The sequence below is a fragment of the Salmonella sp. FC25216 genome (assembly GCF_057751355.1).
Genome location: NZ_JBDGON010000003.1, coordinates 578,893 through 598,506, shown reverse-complemented (window position 1 = coordinate 598,506; position 19,614 = coordinate 578,893). Strand labels below are relative to the sequence as shown.

Genomic DNA, 19,614 nt, shown 5'->3' with positions numbered 1-19,614 from the left:
GTAGCGCGGTGGTCCCACCTGACCCCATGCCGAACTCAGAAGTGAAACGCCGTAGCGCCGATGGTAGTGTGGGGTCTCCCCATGCGAGAGTAGGGAACTGCCAGACATCAAATAAAGCAAGAGGCCCAATCGAAAGATTGGGCCTTTTTGCATTTATTTTTCTGTGGAAAAGGCTGGCGGATAATGATGCCGACGCGTTTTATATTTGGTTTATGACATCCTCGTCGAGTTGATAAAAACCGTTTTAATAAACGTGATTTCCCGTCACATATCCGCCTGAACCATCGAATGTGACCTGTGCTGATATTGATATACAAACGGTTGTTACTTAGCCCTCTAATAAGCGATGGAAATATTTGTTGAGGACTGAGAGCCTGGACCATTAGGCTATTTCATTTGCCAGTCTGACCCTGGACAGTGCTCAAAATCCTCACCGTACTACGTGTACGATCTGGTTTTGTCCAAATTGCCTGCAACAATTATGCCTAATGGGCCAGATTCTAAGACTTATTGTACGACGTGTGTTTTTAATATGGCTTACGATTCTATCAACCTACGATGTTGTCTGTATTGAACAGGAATTTGAACAATAGAGTCGGGATTAGCGAATAAGAAAAGTATGCGTTTTACCGTCTTAACTTTCGGGGGATATGCTGAACAGATTACGTAGCTGAGCTGAGTATCCTTATGATCTTTATATTATTACTGAAAGCGCGGCATTGCCGCGCCTGCATGTATCATTTAGAAAGCGCAATGATACCCATCGTCAACCCTGCTACTGCTGCAGCGCCGCCAGCAATAGCGCCTGCTGTCTCCCAGTTATCCTGCGTTGTACCTTTCATACATGTATTGGTATGAACCAGCCGCCCTTGATCGTCATAAACCGGTACGCAGGGAGAGTCATGTGCACAACCTGCCAATAAGGTGGTAAGCAATGCAACTGGAATTAGTTTTTTCATGGTGTTACCTCATTAATAAGTGTTTCGCGAAGTACAGCAATATCAATGCTGGCTCTAACCGCTGCGAAAACGAGAGTTATTTTACCACTACATAAAAAATGACCGACATGAGGAATAATCTCAATTCATGTGAATTGTAAAAACTATGGAGAATACAGAGGTAAGCGGAGAGGGGATAATAGCAGAGCTAAAGACGTACCGTTTAAAAAAGGCGTCCGAAGACGCCTCTGTTTACCGATTAATCATGATGGCGATTAAATCGGCGTTTTACAACAACAAAGAATACTGGCACGAAGAAGATAGCGAATAAGGTTGCGGTTAACATTCCCCCCATCACCCCTGTTCCTACTGCGTTCTGCGCCCCACTACCCGCGCCACGACTGATAACCAACGGCATTACTCCGAGAATAAAGGCCAGCGAGGTCATTAGAATAGGACGTAAGCGCATACGGGATGCTTCCAGCGTTGCCTCGATCAATCCACGCCCTTCTTTCTCCATAAGATCTTTCGCGAACTCGACAATCAGGATGGCGTTTTTAGCAGAAAGGCCAATAGTGGTTAACAAACCAACCTGGAAGTAAACGTCATTGTTCAGACCGCGCAATGACGCTGCGAGCAGAGCGCCAACCACGCCGAGCGGTACGACCAGCATTACCGAGAACGGAATTGACCAGCTTTCATACAGTGCGGCAAGGCAGAGGAAAACGACGATGAGTGAGATTGCGTACAGCGCCGGCGCCTGGTTACCTGACAACCGTTCCTGATACGACATACCTGTCCAGTCATAGCCAATACCGTTTGGTAGCCGTGAAGCCAGGTTTTCCATTAACGCCATTGCTTCACCAGTGCTTCGTCCGGGCGCTGCTTCGCCGAGTAGTTCCATTGACGGCATCCCGTTATAGCGTTCCAGGCGTGGCGAACCATAAATCCACCGTGCTGAGCTAAAGGTAGAGAAGGGAACCATCTCGCCATTGGCGCTGCGTACATAAAGATTGTTGATATCTTCTGGCAGCATACGGAACTGAGCATCAGCCTGAACGTATACTTTTTTCACTCGCCCACGATCGATAAAGTCATTAACGTAATAGCCGCCCAACGCCGCGGAGATGGTTTCGTTGATATCAGACAACGAAACGCCGAGCGCCTGCGCTTTTTCCTGATCGACATCCAGCTTGAACTGTGGCGTGTCTTCCAGCCCGTTCGGGCGTACGCGCACTAACAGATCCGGATGCTTTGCGACCATACCTAAGAGTTGATTACGCGCTTTTGTTAGCGCATCGTGACCGAGTCCTCCCTGATCGATCAGTTCAAAGTCGAAACCTGTCGCGGTACCTAACTCGACAATCGCCGGCATGTTGAAGGGGAACACCAACCCGTCGCGAATCTGGCTAAAGGCGCGTGTTGCTCGGGCGATAACGGCTTCGACGCTATTTTCTTCACCGCTACGATCTTCCCAGGGTTTAAGGCTGACAAATGCCATCCCTGAGTTTTGTCCCTGACCGCTAAAGCTAAAGCCGTTTACGGTAAACACGCTTTCGACGTTCACTTTTTCATTATTCAGGTAGTAATGAGTGACTTGATCCAGCACTTTCTGCGTACGTTCTTGCGTAGCGCCAGAGGGGAGCTGAATCATGGTCAGGAATACCCCCTGATCTTCTTCCGGCAGGAAGGAGGTCGGGAGGCGTAAAAACAGAACCGCCATTCCGACAACAATCAGCAGATAGATAATGAGATAGCGACCCGTATTACGAACGATACCGCTAACGCTGTTAGTATAGTGGTTAACGCTGTGGTCAAACCTGGCATTGAACCAGCCAAAGAAGCCGCTTTTTTTCTTGTGATGTTCAGCAGATACGGGTTTAAGCAGCGTAGCGCACAGCGCTGGCGTCAGAATCAACGCAACCAGAACGGATAGCGCCATTGCTGAAACAATAGTAATAGAGAACTGACGATAAATTGCCCCGGTTGAGCCGCCAAAAAAGGCCATCGGGATAAATACCGCAGACAGTACCATCGCGATACCCACCAGCGCTCCCTGAATCTGCGACATGGATTTTTCCGTCGCCTCTCGGGGAGAAAGATTATCCTCCATCATCACACGTTCAACGTTTTCTACGACCACTATCGCATCGTCAACCAACAGCCCTATCGCCAGTACCATGCCGAACATCGTCAGGGTATTGATGGAATAGCCAAAGGCGGAGAGTATTGCGAAAGTGCCTAACAATACGACGGGAACAGCGATGGTAGGAATCAGAGTTGCCCGGATATTCTGTAAAAACAGATACATTACCAGGAACACCAGAATAATCGCTTCAAACAGCGTTTTTACTACTTCGTGAATAGATATCTTTACGAAGGGCGTTGTGTCATAGGGATAAACCACCTTCATTCCCTGAGGGAAGAAAGGTTGCAGCTCCACCAGTTTTGCTTTGATTGCGGTTGCGGTATCCAGCGCGTTGGCGCCGGTCGCCAGTTTAATACCCAGACCGGAGGCTGGTTTACCGTTAATGCGCGCCACAACGTTATAGTTTTCACCGCCAAGCTCAATACGCGCGACATCTTTGAGATGGACGACAGAACCGTCGGCATTGACTCGCAACGTAACTTTGCCGAACTCTTGTGGATCTTTCAGACGCGTTTGGGCGATGATTGAGGCGTTAAGCTGCTGGCCTGGTAATGCTGGCGTGCCGCCCAGTTGGCCTGCTGCAATCTGGTCGTTCTGTACTTTTAACTGGTTGATGACGTCAACTGGCGTGAGCTGGTATTTATTTAGCAGATTCGCATCCAGCCAGATACGCATGGCATACTGCGCGCCAAATAGCTGAACGTCGCCCACGCCATTCAGACGGCTGATAGAATCCTTAATATTAGAGGCGACATAGTCAGAGATGTCGTCCTGGGTAGTGTTCGGATTATCCGAGACAAACCCGGCGACCATCAAAAAGCTGCTGCTGGATTTTTCAACGCTAATCCCCTGCTGCTGGACTTCTTGCGGCAGTAAAGGCGTGGCGAGCTGCAATTTATTTTGCACCTGAACCTGCGCGATATCCGGATCGGTTCCGGACTGGAAGGTCAGGGTGATGGTCACGCTACCGGCAGAGTCGCTGGTAGAGGACATATACATCAGGTTATCGATGCCGTTCATATTTTGTTCGATAACCTGAGTAACTGTATCCTGTACCGTCTGCGCATCCGCGCCAGGATAGGTCGCAGAAATAGAAACCGCTGGCGGCGCAATGGTTGGGTACTGCGCAACGGGAAGTTGCATTATTGCCAGTGCGCCCGCCATCATCAGGATAATGGCCAGAACCCAGGCGAAAATAGGACGTCTAATAAAAAAGTTTGCCATGTACGGTTACCTTATTGCGCCGTTTTCGCAGCCGAAGCATCGGTAGTGGCTTTCACCTGGACGCCCGGTCGCGCTTTTTGTAAGCCGCTGATGATGACTTTATCGCCCGGTTTTAACCCTTTGCTGATGAGCCATTTATCACCAATAGCCTGCGCCGCCACGACATTGCGGGCTTCGACCTGGCTTTTATCGTTAACTACCATCACCATTGCGTCGCCGCGCGGCGTGCGGGTCACGCCCTGCTGGGGGACAAGGATGGCATTGGGCTGGATGCCTTCATCAATGCGGGCACGAACAAACATACCGGGAAGTAAGCTGTGCTGTGGATTGGGGAAAACCGCCCTGAGCGTGATAGAGCCGGTGCTTTCATCTACGGTAACGTCGGAAAATTGCAGTGTGCCTTTAAGCGGATAGACCTGACCATTTTCCATGACCAGTTCAACCGTGCTACTTGCGCTGTCTTTATGCAGGCTACCTTGTTCGACGGATTGCCTGAGTCGCATAAAGTCGTTGCTTGATTGCGTAACGTCGACATAAATCGGGTCGAGTTGCTGTACGGTAGCCAGTTCAGTTGACTGACCGTTAGTCACCAGCGCGCCTTCAGTCACGTTAGATTTTCCTATACGCCCGCTGATGGGCGAGGTGACTTTGGTATACGCAAGGTTAATACGCGCGCTTTCAACAGCGGCTTTTGCCGCCACAACGGTGGCATCGGCCTGGCGGGCGTCGGCAATCGCCTGATCATATTCCTGTTGGCTGATATATTTTGTGCCGACCAGCGGAACATAGCGTTTGACCGTCAGGTGCGCGATAGCCGCAGCCGCTTCGCTTTTAGCAAGTTCGCCTTTAGCGCTGTCATAATCGGCCTGATAAGTGGCAGGATCGATCTGATAAAGCGACTGTCCGGCCTCCACATCGCTACCTTCGGTGAAATTTCTTTTAAGCACGATCCCGCTCACCTGGGGGCGAACCTCCGCAATGCGAAATGCAGACGTACGTCCGGGAAGTTCGGTCGTTACGGCTAACGGCGCTGTTTCGACCACATGGATGGTGACTTGCGGCTCGCCGGGATGAGCCTGGGTATCTCCCTGGTCGTTACAACCGGCCAGCAGCGCAGCAGAGAATATGATGAATGAGGGCAGGAGTGAAAACCTGGCATGTTTCGTCATTACTGTTCCTTAAAAAACCGAAAGCTCGTTATTTACCGGGTGATGGTAAGGCGTTAACGCGCGAAAAATAGAATAGCAGAGGGGTATCCTACAAATTATTAGCTTGTGATGTAAGTAATACTTATTTTGGGGTGGGGTTCACGGCACATAAAAGCAAAAGACATTCATTCTTTGTCGTTTCATAATGTCCGGATTAGTAAACTTATGAAGTTGAATTACATAATTCGGAATACATATCCTATGTGAATATATTTATCTAATGCATTTATTTTTATTATTGATTTGGCGATGTTGTGCAAAGTAAAAATAGCTGTCTCTCGTCTGGCTAAAAAGGACATGGTAAAGTTGTTTTTTGTGCTGAATATTTTACCAGCGTATGTATCGTTTTTATGTTTCCGGATATCTTAATTATGGCGAAGAAAACGAAGGCGGATGCGCTTAAGACACGGCAACATCTGATTGAAACCGCTATTGTGCAGTTCGCTTTGCGCGGCGTTGCCAACACGACACTGAACGATATCGCTGATGCCGCTGATGTCACGCGGGGAGCCATCTACTGGCACTTTGAGAATAAAACGCAGTTGTTTAACGAGGTCTGGTTACAGCAACCGCCTTTACGCGAACTCATTCAGGATAGGCTTACGGGATACAGGAATGATAATCCTTTACAGGATTTACGTGAGAAATTTATTGCAGCCTTACAATATATTGCGGCAGTGCCTCGCCAGCAGGCGTTAATGCAGATTTTATATCATAAATGTGAGTTCCATAATGGCATGATATCGGAACAGACCATTCGGGAGAAGATTGGTTTCCATCATCAGTCGTTGCTTGAAGTATTACAGCAATGTATGGATAAAAAGCTGATTTCAGGCAGTCTTGATTTAGACGTCATATTAATTATTCTGCACGGTAGTTTCAGCGGAATAGTAAAGAACTGGTTAATGAATCCCACAAGTTATGATCTTTATAAGCAGGCGCCAACATTAGTCGATAACGTATTAAAAATGCTAAGTCCGGATGGCTGTGTGACGCAATTAATGTCGAATGAACATCAGGCGGAAGAAGCCTGAGATTACTTTTGGCGGGTATTATATATTGACCTGATAAATGTATTGGTGGAATCGAGAATATCGCGATCGATTTCCTCTGCAGTGCGCGGTTTGCCAAGCAGGAATCCCTGAAGCGTATGGCATCCCAATTGTGTCAGAAATTGTTGCTGCGTTTCATTTTCTACGCCTTCTGCCACAATTTGCAGATTTAACGCTTTCGCCAGTGCGACAATAGCCGCAACAATGGTCGCGCCGTCGCCTGCCGCGCTGAGTTCATGCACGAAAGCGCGATCAATTTTTAGTTCGCACGCCGGAAGACGTTTCAGATAGAGAAGGCTGGAATAACCGGTGCCAAAGTCGTCAATAGAGGCCTTAACCCCCATTTCCGTTAATCTGGTTAGTATAGCGACGCTTTGCTCCGGCTTATTCATCGCTGTGGTTTCGGTGATTTCCAGAATCAATAAATCGGGCCGGATATTGTGTCGGGCCAGGCTCTGCCTAATGGTATCCACAAGGCCTGGCTGCTCAAATTGTAAGGCGGACAGGTTTACCGCAACTGACCATAAGGCGTATCCCTGTAAGTGCCACTCGCGGAGCTGGCGACACGCCTCGTTGATAACCCAGCTACCGATGGCGACAATAAGACCCGTTTTTTCCGCCAGCGGTAAAAACGGGTCAGGATTCAGTACGCCTTGTTTTGGATGATGCCAGCGCAGCAATGCCTCAAATCCTACAATGGGGCCGGCAGGGGCCTGAAATTTAGGCTGATATACCAGCCTGAGCTCTTGTCTCTCCAGCGCCAGCCACAGGTCATTCATTAGCTGAAGTTGGGTTTGCGCCAGGCTGAAAGAAATGGTATCCGTTACGCCCCGTATGTTTCGTGTGGTACATCGCGGCATCGGCGTTGAACATCAGTTCCCGTTCGTTTTTTCCGTCCAGCGGATAGAGCGCTATTCCAACGCTAAGGGTGACGACCAGTTCATACGGATCTATCGTAAAGGGCGCATCTATCGAATGTACCAGCGCGCTGGCAAGGGAAGCCGCTTCGTCAGGCGCGCTGACTTCTGCGAGCAGCACAAACTCATCGCCGCCAATCCGCGCCAGGGTAAACTGACCGTTCAGCGGTTGGTTCAGACGATGCGTTACCGCCACCAATAACTTATCGCCGATATCATGACCATAAGCGTCATTAACGGTTTTAAAGCCATCCAGATCCATAAACAGTAGCGCGAAAGGCGTACCTTCCCGATTCGCTTTGCTGATGGCCTGTTCCAGACGATCCTCAAGGAGTACCCGGTTTGGTAATCGGGTGAGCGTATCATGCAGCGCTAACTGTGCCAGTTCCTGGTTCGCCTGTGCCAGCGAAGAGGCAAGCCGTGCGGTACGGGCCTGAAGCCGGGCGTCAAATAAAGAAACCAGCAGAGTAATACCCAGGATAGTCAGCGCTAACACGCTGACAAGAATAGCCAGCCAGTTGCCATCGACGCCACGATGCTCCATCGGCCAGTTTTGGGGAAAGTGCGCGGCCTTCATGCCGGCGTAATGCATGCCGGCGATAGCTATCCCCATTAATACCGCGGCGCCTGCTCGCCTCAGAGCAACATCCGTTCCCTCATGACGCAGGCGGAACGTGAGCCACAGCGCGGCGTAGGACGCCAGTAGCGCGATAATGATAGAGAGAGCAACCCACGCGCTATTCCAGACGATGATGGAAGCGAATTGCAGCGCCGCCATCCCGGTATAATGCATTGCGCTGATGCCCAACCCCATCACCAGCGCGCCCGGCAGTAAGCGGCGCAGGCGCAATTTTTCAGCGCTGACCAGCCATAACGCAAAAAGGGAGGAACCGATCGCAATCAGCATGGAGAGGAAAGGATCGAAGCGCATGTTCATCGCGTGATCCATCGCCAGCATCCCAACAAAATGCATAGCCCAAATACCGACGCCCAGTGCGAATCCGCCGCCCATTAGCCATATTCTGGCGCTTGTTCTGGCGTTTCCGACAACGCGTCCGGCCATATTTAATGCGGTATAGGACGCAAAAATAGCGACAGCAAATGAAACCGCCACAAGGATGTGGTTGTACTCACTAACCGGCATGTTTCGTTAGCTCATTGGTTATGCAGGAAAAGAAAAGGACGAGATAGTATCCCCCTTCTTTTATCCTTAAAGTGTTTTAATACCCTGATTTTATAAGGGATAAAAGAAATCCAGGCGATAAATAATCATAGGTTAAATCGCCCGGTTCGCTACTCCAGATCGGTACAATTGATCAATTTGAGAGGGTTAACAGAGTCCATGTTTCGACACTTATCCTGTTCAGTCGCCATCAATTCGATCCATTGCATCAAAAGCGCATCAAAAAGAAAAACGGAGACGGCAAAAACAACCAGCCACCAATACTTACGTATCATCGTCAAATCCTGTGTATTCATGCCCATGCGTGCTGGGAATATACATGAAATTTTGACGCTGAAAAGCGGACTTACAATGCTTTTACTTCTCTGAAAATAGCGCATTTATCCCAACATTTCGCCGCTTTTTTGATAGGTTTTTTGTCTTTCTCTTTTTAACTTTTGCAAGTTCATTTTCTGAATAATGCGAAGTGATGCTCAATCTTCTGAGACCGATTTTTACGTACTCATTATTGATTTCAATACCGATAAACTTACGTCCTGACATCGCTGCGACAGCGCCCGTAGTAAAACTACCCGCGAAAGGGTCCAGCACGGTATCTCCTGGGTTAGAAGAGGCCAGTATGATCCGTCTTAACAGCGCGCTGGGTTTTTGCGTAGGATGGTTTTCATATTCATCCATCAGATAACGTACGCGTGGAAATGACCAGACGTTGCCCGGTACTTTTTTCTGATTGTATGGTTGGGGCGGGTTTTTTCGATAATCAATTAGCGCGCGCTTAGCGCCCGTCGTGGTCTCGACCAGAATCGCGTCGCGGTTAAAGGTATAGCTTTTCGGGTTTTTTACCATCATCAGGATTGGTTCATACATAGAACCAAAGTATTTTTTCGCCTGTACCCCGGAACTATCATAGGACCAGACGATACGGCTTTTGATGGTAAAAAGCGTTCGGCATTTGAGATCGATATACGGCATATTTTCTGTGCTGTTCATGATGTACATGGTGCCGTGTTTCTTCAGCACGCGGTAGCATTCATCAACGCATTCATACAGCCAGGCCAGAAAAGATGCTTCATCCCAGGATTCCACCATACCGTCGAAATCTTTTCCGATATTGTACGGCGGATCGGCAAAAATTAAGTCAATGCTTTCAGAAGGCAGTTTTTTAAGTTCTGTTAGCGCGTCACCGTGAATAATCTTCTTCGATTCATCGCCAAAGTACTGAGGTTCACATTCCGCTTTCATGACCAAATTCCATATGGTGCGTATAAAAAAGGCGCTTCCCCATGCCGAGTAGCGCCTTTTTAAACAAGCAGTTAGCTAATCGAAATTAGTTCATGCCGTATTTTTTTAATTTTTTACGCAGCGTACCACGGTTGATGCCCATCATCAGAGCAGCACGGGTCTGGTTACCACGGGTGTATTGCATCACCATGTCCAACAGGGGCTGTTCTACTTCAGCCAGTACCAGCTCATACAGGTCATTAACATCCTGACCGTTCAGTTGAGCAAAATAGTTCTTCAGTGCCTGTTTAACCGAGTCACGCAGGGGTTTTTGGGTTACCTGATCCTGAGAGTTAACGGTAGAAACGGTCAGTACGTCAGAATTTACGCGTTGTTCGAACATAGTTCTGTCAGCTCTTTATTTCTGTTTACGCAAAATTTTCGAAGTATGCCTCCAACGCCTCCAGCTGTTCGCTGGCGTCCTCAATAGCGTTGAATGTGCGCCGAAACTGGTCATTTGGAGCGTGCTCCTGGAGATACCAGGAGACGTGTTTACGCGCGATTCGGTACCCTTTTGCCTGACCGTAAAAGTCATGCAGTTCCCGAACATGCGCGCAAAGCAAGCGCTTCACCTCTGCCAGCGGCAGCGGCGGGAGCAGCTCCCCAGTGTCCAGATAATGCTGGATTTCCCGAAAGATCCAGGGTCTTCCCTGAGCTGCGCGGCCTATCATCAGGGCATCCGCCCCTGTATAGTCGAGAACAGCTCTGGCTTTACGCGGGTTAGTAATGTCGCCATTCGCGATAATCGGAATGGAAACTTTCTGCTTAACTGCCCGAATACTGTCATATTCAGCTTCTCCGTTGAACAAACAGGCGCGGGTGCGGCCATGGATGGTCAGAGCCTGAATACCACAATCTTCAGCCAGTTGGGCAATCTCTACGCAGTTACGGTATTCCGGCGCCCAGCCGGTGCGAATCTTGAGAGTCACAGGAACGTCCACTGCGTTTACGACCCCGATGAGTATAGACTTCACTAAATCCGGGTACTGCAAGAGGGCTGAACCTGCAAGCTTACGATTCACTTTCTTCGCCGGACACCCCATATTGATATCAATAATCTGGGCGCCGCTTTCCACGTTAATACGTGCGGCATCGGCCATCTCAACCGGGGAGCCGCCGGCAATTTGCACCGTGCGAATACCTGGCTCATCAACGTGCACCATCCGTAAACGAGATTTATCGCTTTCCCACACTTGCGGGTTAGAAGACATCATCTCGGATACTGTCAATCCTGCTCCCATCTCATAGCACAGCGTCCGAAAAGGTCTGTCAGTAATGCCAGCCATGGGCGCTGCGATCAGGCGATTTCTGAGCTGATATTGTCCGATGCGCATGAGTTAAGAAATGACCATACTGTGACTGCAAGGCGGCGTATATTACGCATTTTTTGCACGAGATGAAAGGCCAAACTTTGAACAATCCACTGTTGTAGATCAATGAATCGTGCTTAAAAACAGTAAAATTAATTGATAATTCATTAAAATCATAGGGTTATTCATTGTTGTCGGTTTTGTACGCGCTTACAAATTCCCGTAACTTCTCTATATTTCTTCGTCCAGGAACAAGATGAACGGGATAATCTGCTTTTTTTATAAGCTAATTACCCCAAATGAATGGGATCGCCGTCTCGTTTCAGGACAAGATCACTTTCCCGCTGCGCGTGATTTTTCACCATTGCCAGCCTGAAGGGGTAGATTGCCACAAGCGTTCCTTAGCGTGCCTCCTGCAAACATCATCACGACAACGGCAAGTTCGCCGTTCGAATTTCGAGGCGTTTAATTGGATGGATTATTATATAAATCAATAAATTATTTAATATTATATCGAAGTAGCAGAAAGGCGTTAAGGCGAGTTGTGTGGAGAAAAGCGTGGCCAGGCGACCACGCAGACAAGAACTATTTCTTACGGCCAGTAATGCGGCACCACTCTTCTTTTTCAACGACCGGGTCGAGAGTGAAAAGCTCGGCGTAAGCGTCGCAGACGCTTTCCGCCTGGCTGGCAAGAATACCGGAAAGGCCCAGCAAACCGCCCTCAACGGGTAGCACGCTGATTAACGGCGCCAGTTCGCGTAACGGGCCAGCCAGGATGTTAGCGACGACCACGTCGGCTTTCATGGCGTCTGGCTGGTCTTTCGGCAGATACAGCTCCAGCCTCTCAGACACGCCGTTGCGTTCGGCATTATCGCGACTGGCCTGGATAGCCTGTGGATCGATATCAATGCCAATCGCCTTTGCCGCCCCCAGCTTCAGCGCGGCAATCGCCAGAATGCCGGAACCGCAGCCGAAATCGATCACGGTTTTGCCGTTGAGATCGAGCCCGTCCAGCCATTGCAGACATAAGGATGTGGTGGGGTGCGTACCCGTACCGAACGCCAGTCCCGGGTCGAGCATCACGTTGACCGCATTCTCGTCCGGGATATCGCGCCAACTGGGGCAAATCCACAGACGTTCGCCAAAGCGCATCGGGTGGAAATTATCCATCCATTCGCGTTCCCAGTCTTTATCTTCCAGTTGTTCGATTTTATGGGCAAATCCGGCGCCCAGCAGGGGATGTTGCTCCAGAATCGCGACAACGTCTTTCATGTCGGTTTCGGCGTCGAACAGACCGATCACATCGGTATCGCCCCACAGACGGGTTTCGCCCGGCAACGGCTCAAAAACCGGCGTATCGTGCGTATCCTGAAAGGTGATGGAGACGGCGCCCGCTTCCATCAGCGCATCACTCAAATCTTCAGCATTCGCGCCGGTGGTATTCAGTTTCAATTGGATCCATGGCATGGCAAAACTCTTTATTTATCAGTAGACAATACGGTGGCTTGCGAAGCGGAGGAACCGAATCGGTTTCCGATCAGAAAAGCCAGTAAACTTAACAGTAACGCGGGCACAATCGGATGAAAGCCCAGATACTGAATATTAAATGTGGCAAGCAGGGCATATAGCACGCCGCCCACGATCATGGCGCTTAACGCGCCTGCCGCGTTTGCCCGCTCCCAATAAAGGCCCAATACCAGCGGCCATAAGAACACCGCTTCCAGGCCGCCAAACGCCAGCAGGTTGAGCCAAATGATCATCTCTGGCGGTTTCCACGCGGCCAGCAGCAACAGCGCGCCTAACAGTAATGTGATCGCTGCCGACATACGCTTCAGCCGGATCTCATTTTGCATCTGATCGGGGCGTAGGTTGAGATAGAGATCTTTAATGATCGTCGCGGAACTTTGCAGCAGTTGGGCGTTAATTGTCGACATGATCGCCGCCATTGGCGCAGCAAGGAAGATCCCGGCGGCAAACGGCGGCAAGACTTTCACCATCAGGGTGGGGATCACCAGATCCGGCACCGTCAGATCCGGAAGCACCGCACGACCCAGCGCGCCGGCAAGGTGCATTCCGAACATTAAAATCGCCACGACAATCGTACCGATAATAATGCCCCGGTGTACCGCTTTACTATCTTTATAGGAGATGCAGCGCACCGCCGTATGCGGCAGGCCAACCACGCCAAAACAGACCAGTACCCAAAAAGAGGTCATAAAGGCGGGAGAAAGTATGTTATCGGCACCCTGCGGCGTCACCAGTTTGGGGTCGAGAGCGTGTAGCGTGTCAACGGCCTGGCTTAAACCGCCCGCCGCATGAACCACGCCGATCAGCAATACTACTGTGCCGATCAGCATCACCAGGCCCTGTAACGTATCGTTAAGTACGCTGGCGCGAAAGCCGCCAAACGCCGTATAGAGTGCGATACTGACCCCAAATATGAGCAGGCCGGTTTCGTAGGGAATCCCCGCTGCGGTTTCCAGCAGCCGCGCGCCGCCGATAAATTGTACGGTCATTGCGCCAATAAACGCGACCAATAAACTCAGGCTTGCCAGCCATACCAACAGGCGGCTTTGGTAGCGGGCGAATAGCATATCGTTAAGCGTAACGGCATTATAGCGACGCGCCAGAATAGCGAATTTTTTACCCAGAATACCCAGTGAAAGCCAGACGGCGGGAAGCTGGATCATCGCCAGCAAGACCCAGCCTAAACCGTATTTATAAGCCGCGCCGGGACCGCCGATAAATGAACTGGCGCTAATATAGGTGGCGGTAAGCGTCATCGCGAGCACGATCCCGCCCATCGAACGGCTGCCAAGAAAGTATTCGTTTAAAAAGGTGCCTGCGGTACGTTTGCGCATGGCGTAAACGGAGATCCCGAATACCACAACCAGATAGGCTACCAGCGGTAGAATGACCTCAAGCTGCATCGTCATCCTCCAGCGGAATATCGCGATAAATGAATTTCACCATCGCCCAGCACAGCAAAATAAAGACCAGCGGCGTCAATAAGCAGGCCATCTCGAACCAGTGCGGCAGACCGGTAATTCCCGGCGAGTTTCCAGGTAAGTAAGCAGCCACTAACCATACCGCCAGATAGCAAAGGGTCAGCCACAGCGCCCAGCGCGCCTCTTTATGGGCCTGAACAAAACGAGCGTCCATTTTTTGTCCCTTGTGGGTGAAGAAAGCGGGAATTGTACATGATGGGGCATCGCTATCCCCAGAAATAAAAAAGGCCGGATTAACCGGCCTTTTAAGATTAACGTGCGATTACTTTTCCTGAAGACCGAGTTTTTTCTCCAGATAGTGGATGTTGGTTCCACCGTGCTGGAAGTGCTCGTCATTCATGATGCGGGTCTGCAGATCGATATTGGTTTTTATACCATCGATAATCAGTTCCTGCAGGGCATTTTTCATACGGGCAATCGCCACGTCGCGGTTTTCACCGTAGCAGATAAGTTTGCCAATCATGGAATCATAGTACGGCGGCACCGTGTAGCCCGCGTAGATATGGGATTCCCAGCGAACGCCAAAGCCGCCTGGCGCATGGAAGCGCGTGATTTTGCCGGGGCTTGGCAGGAAGGTGTTCGGATCTTCGGCGTTGATACGGCATTCTACCGCATGGCCGCGAACCACAACTTCGTCCTGAGTGATCGACAGCGGCTGACCCGCCGCGATGCGCAACTGTTCTTTGATCAAATCGACGCCGGTAATCATTTCAGTCACCGGGTGTTCAACCTGAATACGGGTGTTCATTTCGATGAAATAGAACTCGCCGTTTTCGAACAGGAATTCGAACGTCCCTGCGCCGCGATAGCCGATGTCTACGCACGCTTTCGCGCAGCGTTCGCCGATATAGCGACGCAGTTCCGGCGTAATGCCTGGCGCCGGGGCTTCTTCAACCACTTTCTGGTGGCGACGCTGCATGGAACAGTCGCGTTCCGCCAGATAGATAGCGTTGCCCTGGCCGTCCGCCAGCACCTGAATTTCGATGTGGCGTGGATTTTCCAGGTATTTTTCCATGTACACCATGTCGTTACTGAAAGCCGCCTTCGCTTCCGCTTTGGTCATGGAGATGGACTGCGCCAGTTCAGCATCGCTACGAACCACGCGCATACCGCGGCCGCCGCCGCCGCCGGACGCTTTGATGATCACCGGATAGCCAATACGTTTGGCATGAGCGCGGTTCGCATTCATATCGTCGCCCAGCGGGCCGTCAGATCCTGGCACGGTCGGCACGCCCGCTTTTTTCATAGCGGTAATAGCGGACACTTTATCGCCCATCAGGCGGATGGTGTCCGCTTTCGGGCCGATAAAGATAAAGCCGGAACGTTCAACCTGCTCGGCAAAATTGGCGTTCTCAGAAAGGAAGCCGTAGCCCGGATGGATTGCCACCGCGCCGGTGATTTCAGCGGCGCTAATGATAGCCGGGATGTTCAGATAACTTTTTACGGACGGCGCCGGACCAATACAGACCGTCTCATCCGCCAGCAATACGTGTTTTAAATCGCGATCCGCGCTTGAGTGCACAGCGACGGTCTTGATGCCGAGTTCTTTACAGGCACGAAGAATACGTAGTGCGATCTCGCCGCGGTTGGCGATGACAATTTTATCCAACATGTTCGCCTCGTTACTCGATGACGACCAGTGGCTCGTCAAATTCTACCGGTTGACCACTTTCGACCAGAATCGCTTTCACAGTACCTGCTTTGTCTGCTTCGATCTGGTTCATCATTTTCATGGCTTCAACGATGCACAGGGTATCGCCCACGTTCACTTTCTGGCCCACTTCGATGAACGCTTTCGCGTCCGGGCTTGGGGTGCGGTAGAAAGTACCAACCATTGGGGAGCGTACGATGTGACCACTGATTTCCGCTGCGGCAGGCGCTTCCATTGCTGGAGTAGCCGCTGGCGCGACAGCGTTAGACAGAGCAGGTTGCTGCATCATCGGCGCCGCATAAGCCTGCTGCATCACCGGAAAACCGGCATTTGCCGTTGTGCGGCTGATGCGAACAGATTCTTCGCCTTCAGAAATTTCCAGTTCGGAGATACCTGATTCTTCAACCAGCTCGATCAGTTTTTTAATCTTACGAATATCCATGAGTGGGTTCCGTACTCTTTGTTTAGTGTGATTGTGACAGGCGTTTTAGCGCCGTCTGTAAAGCATGTGAATGACTGCCGCGGGTAAAATACCGCGCATCTTTGATTTGCCTGTTATGCCGTAGCACCCGAAGGTGAAATTCATGATTTGCCAGTCATTGTGCGGCTATCTTCTGCCATTTTCGGGCAAAAAACAAAATATACCTTCATTGCACGATTGTCACCCTTTCTGCGAACGAAAATCGCCGTGGGGGAATGCAAAGTCGCACATTATAACTATTTCGTCGCAATTGGCAGCTAAATACTGGTCTTATCAGGGAAGATTATCAACCCAAAACATGCAAAGGACATTGCCTGTTTTGCGTTTTGCAATCGACCGCACAATTCACCAAACTAGCGCCACCACTGGCGAAACTTCCGGTAACGCAACGCTAAAAGGGCTAATGCTAATGCCGCGTAGATGACCGGTTGCGGTGATAAAATCTTTACCGACCACAGATAATGTATGGGGGCCAGGATCACGACAAGATAGACGACGTTATGCAGTGTTTGCCAGCGTTTACCCAATTTACGCTGCGCAAATTGCGTTGAGGTCAACGTCAGAGCCAATAACACCAGCCAACTAATGATCCCAAGCGTCAAATAAGGACGTGAAAGCAGCTCGCTTCCTAACAACGCCAGGTTATGTATCCCCAATTCCAGCAAGGCATAGCTGGTTAAATGCAGTGTGGCCCAAACGAAACACCATAGTCCCAACAGGCGGCGTGTGCGTATCAATAATGGCTGTTTAGCGTAGCGCGCCAGCGGTGAAACCAGCAAGGTGGCGAGCAAAAATTTGAGCGCGGTTCTGCCGGTAAAGTGTTGGATATCCTTTACCGGGTCTGCGCTTAGCCCACCCTGATTTATTGCCCAAAAGAGCCACAGAAGCGGCAAAAAACCGGCAAGATGCAGGCAAACTTTTAGCCAGGTTATCTGTTTTGCTGTCAGACGCACTTAAAAATTCTCCCGCAAATTGAGACCGCGATACAGCGAAGCGACTTCATTGGCGTAGCCGTTAAACAGTAGCGTCGGCTGTCTTTGCACATCAAGGATACCGCCTGAACCAATAAAGCGTTCAGTAGCCTGAGACCAGCGTGGATGATCCACATGCGGGTTCACATTGGCGTAAAAACCATATTCGTTGGGAGCCGACAAATTCCAGGTGGTTGGCGGGCGTTCGCGGGTTAGTTTAATGCTGACGATAGATTTAATACCTTTAAAACCATACTTCCATGGAACGATGAGTCGAATGGGCGCGCCGTTTTGCGGGGGTAACGCCTTGCCATAGACGCCGACAGTCATCAGAGTAAGCGGATGCATGGCTTCGTCCAGACGTAGCCCCTCAACATAAGGGTATTTCAGTCCGCCGCCAATAAAGCGATCTTTCTGTCCCGGCATATCATCCGGCGCGTATAGCGTTTCGAATGCCACATATTTAGCGTGGCTGGTGGGCTGTGCCTGCGCGAGTAGCTTATATAAAGGGAAACCAATCCACGGCACGACCATGGACCACGCTTCAACGCAGCGCATCCGATAGATACGCTCTTCTAATGGGAAACGATGCGTTAAATCGTCGTAATCCAGCGTAAATGGCTTCGCGACTTCCCCGCTGATTTTCAACGTCCACGGTTCGGTTTTCAGACTACCGGCATTGGCCGCCGGGTCGGCTTTATCGAGGCCAAACTCATAGAAATTATTGTAGCCCGTTACTTTATCTTCCGGCGTTAACGCTAAATCACTTCGCCAGGCGGCAGGCTGACTAAACTCAAGCGGTTTACCGGCAGGCGCTTTCGGACGATCGTTGCCTTTAAACCAACTGAATAGATCGGCCTGCGCCGTTGAGGGTAAGGATAAGGCAGCCGCGCTGATGCCTAACGCTTTTAGCACCTGTCGGCGCTGCATAAAAAAAGCCGATTCCGCAGTCACATCGGCTTCTGTTAATGGACGTATTTTTTTCATAACAGACTCCCGGTATACCCACCACAACACGGCGTGGCGTGTAGTGAATATGACAGGGAGTATGTCAATGTGTAAAAATAAATAGTTAATTAAGTGTAAATTTTTTTATACGTGACGTTATTTTATCTTCACCAGCGTACGGCCCTGAACCTGATTATTAATGATGGCATCGGCAAACTTCGGGGCATCGGCCAGGTCTATCTCGGTTGCCGCCTGGGTGTAGAAGGCGTCCGGCAGGCCATTTACCAAACGTTTCCACGCCTCGGCGCGGCGCGCTGGCGGCGTCATAACGGAATCCACGCCCTGCAGACGTACGTTGCGCAGAATAAAGGGCATGACAGTAGTTGGCAGAGCAAAGCCGCCAGCCAGGCCGCAGGCTGCGACGCAACCACCATAGTTCATTTGCGCCAGGATTTTCGCCAGCACGCTATCGCCGACCGTATCAACCGCGCCTGCCCAAAGCTGTTTCTCCAGTGGGCGGGCGTCGGTGAACGCATCGCGCGGCAGAATGCGGTTAGCGCCAAGCGCGCGTAAATAATCATGGGTACTTTCACGGCCGGATACCGCAACGACCTGATAACCTAATTGATGCAGCAGCGCGACCGCAGTGCTGCCTACACCGCCGCTGGCGCCGGTAACAACGATTTCGCCATCTTCAGGGCGGATGCCGGCCTCTTCCAGCGCCATTATGCACAGCATGGCGGTAAAACCGGCGGTGCCGATGATCATGGCGTTACGGCTGCTCAGTCCCGCAGGCAGCGCGATCAGCCAGTCGCCTTTAACGCGTGCGCGTTCGGCCAGGCCGCCCCAGTGGTTTTCGCCCACGCCCCAGCCAGTCAGTAGTACTTCCTGGCCTGCATGAAAGCGAGGATCTTCGCTTGCGCGAACGGTGCCGGCGAAATCAATACCAGGAATCATCGGAAAATGACGGATAATTTTCCCTTTCCCGGTGATAGCCAGAGCATCTTTATAATTCAGGCTGGACCAGTGGACATCCACCGTCACATCACCCTCTGGCAGTTGACTCTCTTCGAGATATTGCACGGATGCGAGGGTTTTATCGTCCTGCTGTTCTAAGATCAACGCCTGCATAACCTGTCCTCACTTTACATGGTAGATTGGAAAAATAACTACGAAGACTATACTCGCTAATTAAAACGTGATGCCGATACAACGCAATAAATTGCCAGACAGACCCATTTTGGTAGTATGCCTGCTTCATTGCGCGCCGTGGCGAATTCCGCCTTCAGATTC

Annotated in this window: 16 protein-coding genes, 1 rRNA gene and 1 pseudogene; 2 read left to right on the top strand and 16 right to left on the bottom strand. The window is 50.6% G+C overall.

The features are described from left to right. Positions 1-106, top strand: a 5S ribosomal RNA gene (gene rrf, locus AC3G3F_RS09105); the annotation flags it as partial. A 631-nt stretch (positions 107-737) separates the two neighbouring features. On the opposite strand, the gene AC3G3F_RS09100 is transcribed toward rrf, so the two are convergent. From AC3G3F_RS09100 to AC3G3F_RS09090, 3 genes are all read right to left on the bottom strand, one after another. After that, complete coding sequence (locus AC3G3F_RS09100; RefSeq protein WP_023246338.1) at positions 738-959, bottom strand: putative periplasmic lipoprotein; 222 nt, start codon at positions 957-959, stop codon at positions 738-740. 238 nt (positions 960-1,197) lie between these two features. After that, positions 1,198-4,311 carry an efflux RND transporter permease subunit gene (locus AC3G3F_RS09095; RefSeq protein ID WP_053508318.1) on the bottom strand — a complete coding sequence of 1,038 codons (3,114 nt, stop codon included), beginning with the start codon at positions 4,309-4,311 and terminating at the stop codon, positions 1,198-1,200. A gap of 11 nt (positions 4,312-4,322) precedes the next feature. Next, entirely contained in the window at positions 4,323-5,480 is a 1,158-nt protein-coding gene (locus AC3G3F_RS09090; protein ID WP_063390857.1) for an efflux RND transporter periplasmic adaptor subunit, read from the bottom strand. A 410-nt stretch (positions 5,481-5,890) separates the two neighbouring features. Here AC3G3F_RS09090 and envR point away from each other — a divergent pair, with 410 nt between their 5' ends. Beyond that, positions 5,891-6,553: an acrEF/envCD operon transcriptional regulator gene (gene envR, locus AC3G3F_RS09085; RefSeq protein WP_063390988.1), complete on the top strand. Its 663-nt coding sequence runs from the start codon at positions 5,891-5,893 to the stop codon at positions 6,551-6,553. Between the two features lie 2 nt (positions 6,554-6,555). Here envR and AC3G3F_RS09080 read toward each other — a convergent pair. The 13 genes and pseudogenes from AC3G3F_RS09080 to acuI form a co-directional block, all read right to left on the bottom strand. After that, a pseudogene (locus AC3G3F_RS09080) lies at positions 6,556-8,632 on the bottom strand (putative bifunctional diguanylate cyclase/phosphodiesterase). 149 nt (positions 8,633-8,781) lie between these two features. Continuing rightward, positions 8,782-8,946 (bottom strand): DUF2556 family protein, encoded by a 165-nt coding sequence (locus tag AC3G3F_RS09075; protein WP_000620015.1) that lies wholly within the window; start codon positions 8,944-8,946, stop codon positions 8,782-8,784. Positions 8,947-9,028: 82 nt separating this feature from the next. Continuing rightward, complete coding sequence (yhdJ, locus tag AC3G3F_RS09070) at positions 9,029-9,913, bottom strand: adenine-specific DNA-methyltransferase (protein ID WP_053508312.1); 885 nt, start codon at positions 9,911-9,913, stop codon at positions 9,029-9,031. A gap of 85 nt (positions 9,914-9,998) precedes the next feature. Further along, entirely contained in the window at positions 9,999-10,295 is a 297-nt protein-coding gene (gene fis / locus AC3G3F_RS09065) for a DNA-binding transcriptional regulator Fis (protein WP_000462905.1), read from the bottom strand. A gap of 25 nt (positions 10,296-10,320) precedes the next feature. Further along, complete coding sequence (dusB, locus tag AC3G3F_RS09060) at positions 10,321-11,286, bottom strand: tRNA dihydrouridine synthase DusB (RefSeq protein WP_023246345.1); 966 nt, start codon at positions 11,284-11,286, stop codon at positions 10,321-10,323. Positions 11,287-11,847: 561 nt separating this feature from the next. Continuing rightward, entirely contained in the window at positions 11,848-12,729 is an 882-nt protein-coding gene (prmA, locus tag AC3G3F_RS09055) for a 50S ribosomal protein L11 methyltransferase (protein ID WP_023246346.1), read from the bottom strand. A gap of 11 nt (positions 12,730-12,740) precedes the next feature. Further along, positions 12,741-14,192: a sodium/pantothenate symporter gene (gene panF / locus AC3G3F_RS09050; protein ID WP_088733682.1), complete on the bottom strand. Its 1,452-nt coding sequence runs from the start codon at positions 14,190-14,192 to the stop codon at positions 12,741-12,743. After that, the gene (locus tag AC3G3F_RS09045; protein ID WP_000340021.1) at positions 14,182-14,424 is read right to left on the bottom strand and encodes a YhdT family protein; all 243 of its coding nucleotides are present in this window, start codon (positions 14,422-14,424) and stop codon (positions 14,182-14,184) included. Before AC3G3F_RS09045 ends, panF begins: the two co-directional genes overlap by 11 nt. A 108-nt stretch (positions 14,425-14,532) precedes the next feature. Beyond that, positions 14,533-15,882, bottom strand: a complete 1,350-nt coding sequence (gene accC, locus AC3G3F_RS09040) for an acetyl-CoA carboxylase biotin carboxylase subunit (protein ID WP_000884627.1) — start codon at positions 15,880-15,882, stop codon at positions 14,533-14,535. Positions 15,883-15,892: 10 nt separating this feature from the next. Beyond that, entirely contained in the window at positions 15,893-16,363 is a 471-nt protein-coding gene (gene accB / locus AC3G3F_RS09035) for an acetyl-CoA carboxylase biotin carboxyl carrier protein (RefSeq protein WP_000354626.1), read from the bottom strand. 392 nt (positions 16,364-16,755) lie between these two features. Further along, on the bottom strand, positions 16,756-17,355 hold the full coding sequence (msrQ, locus tag AC3G3F_RS09030; protein WP_023246349.1) for a protein-methionine-sulfoxide reductase heme-binding subunit MsrQ: 600 nt from the start codon (positions 17,353-17,355) through the stop codon (positions 16,756-16,758). Continuing rightward, the gene (gene msrP / locus AC3G3F_RS09025) at positions 17,356-18,360 is read right to left on the bottom strand and encodes a protein-methionine-sulfoxide reductase catalytic subunit MsrP (RefSeq protein WP_000723876.1); all 1,005 of its coding nucleotides are present in this window, start codon (positions 18,358-18,360) and stop codon (positions 17,356-17,358) included. Between the two features lie 117 nt (positions 18,361-18,477). After that, on the bottom strand, positions 18,478-19,452 hold the full coding sequence (gene acuI / locus AC3G3F_RS09020; RefSeq protein WP_053529436.1) for an acrylyl-CoA reductase (NADPH): 975 nt from the start codon (positions 19,450-19,452) through the stop codon (positions 18,478-18,480). Positions 19,453-19,614: the final 162 nt, after the last annotated feature.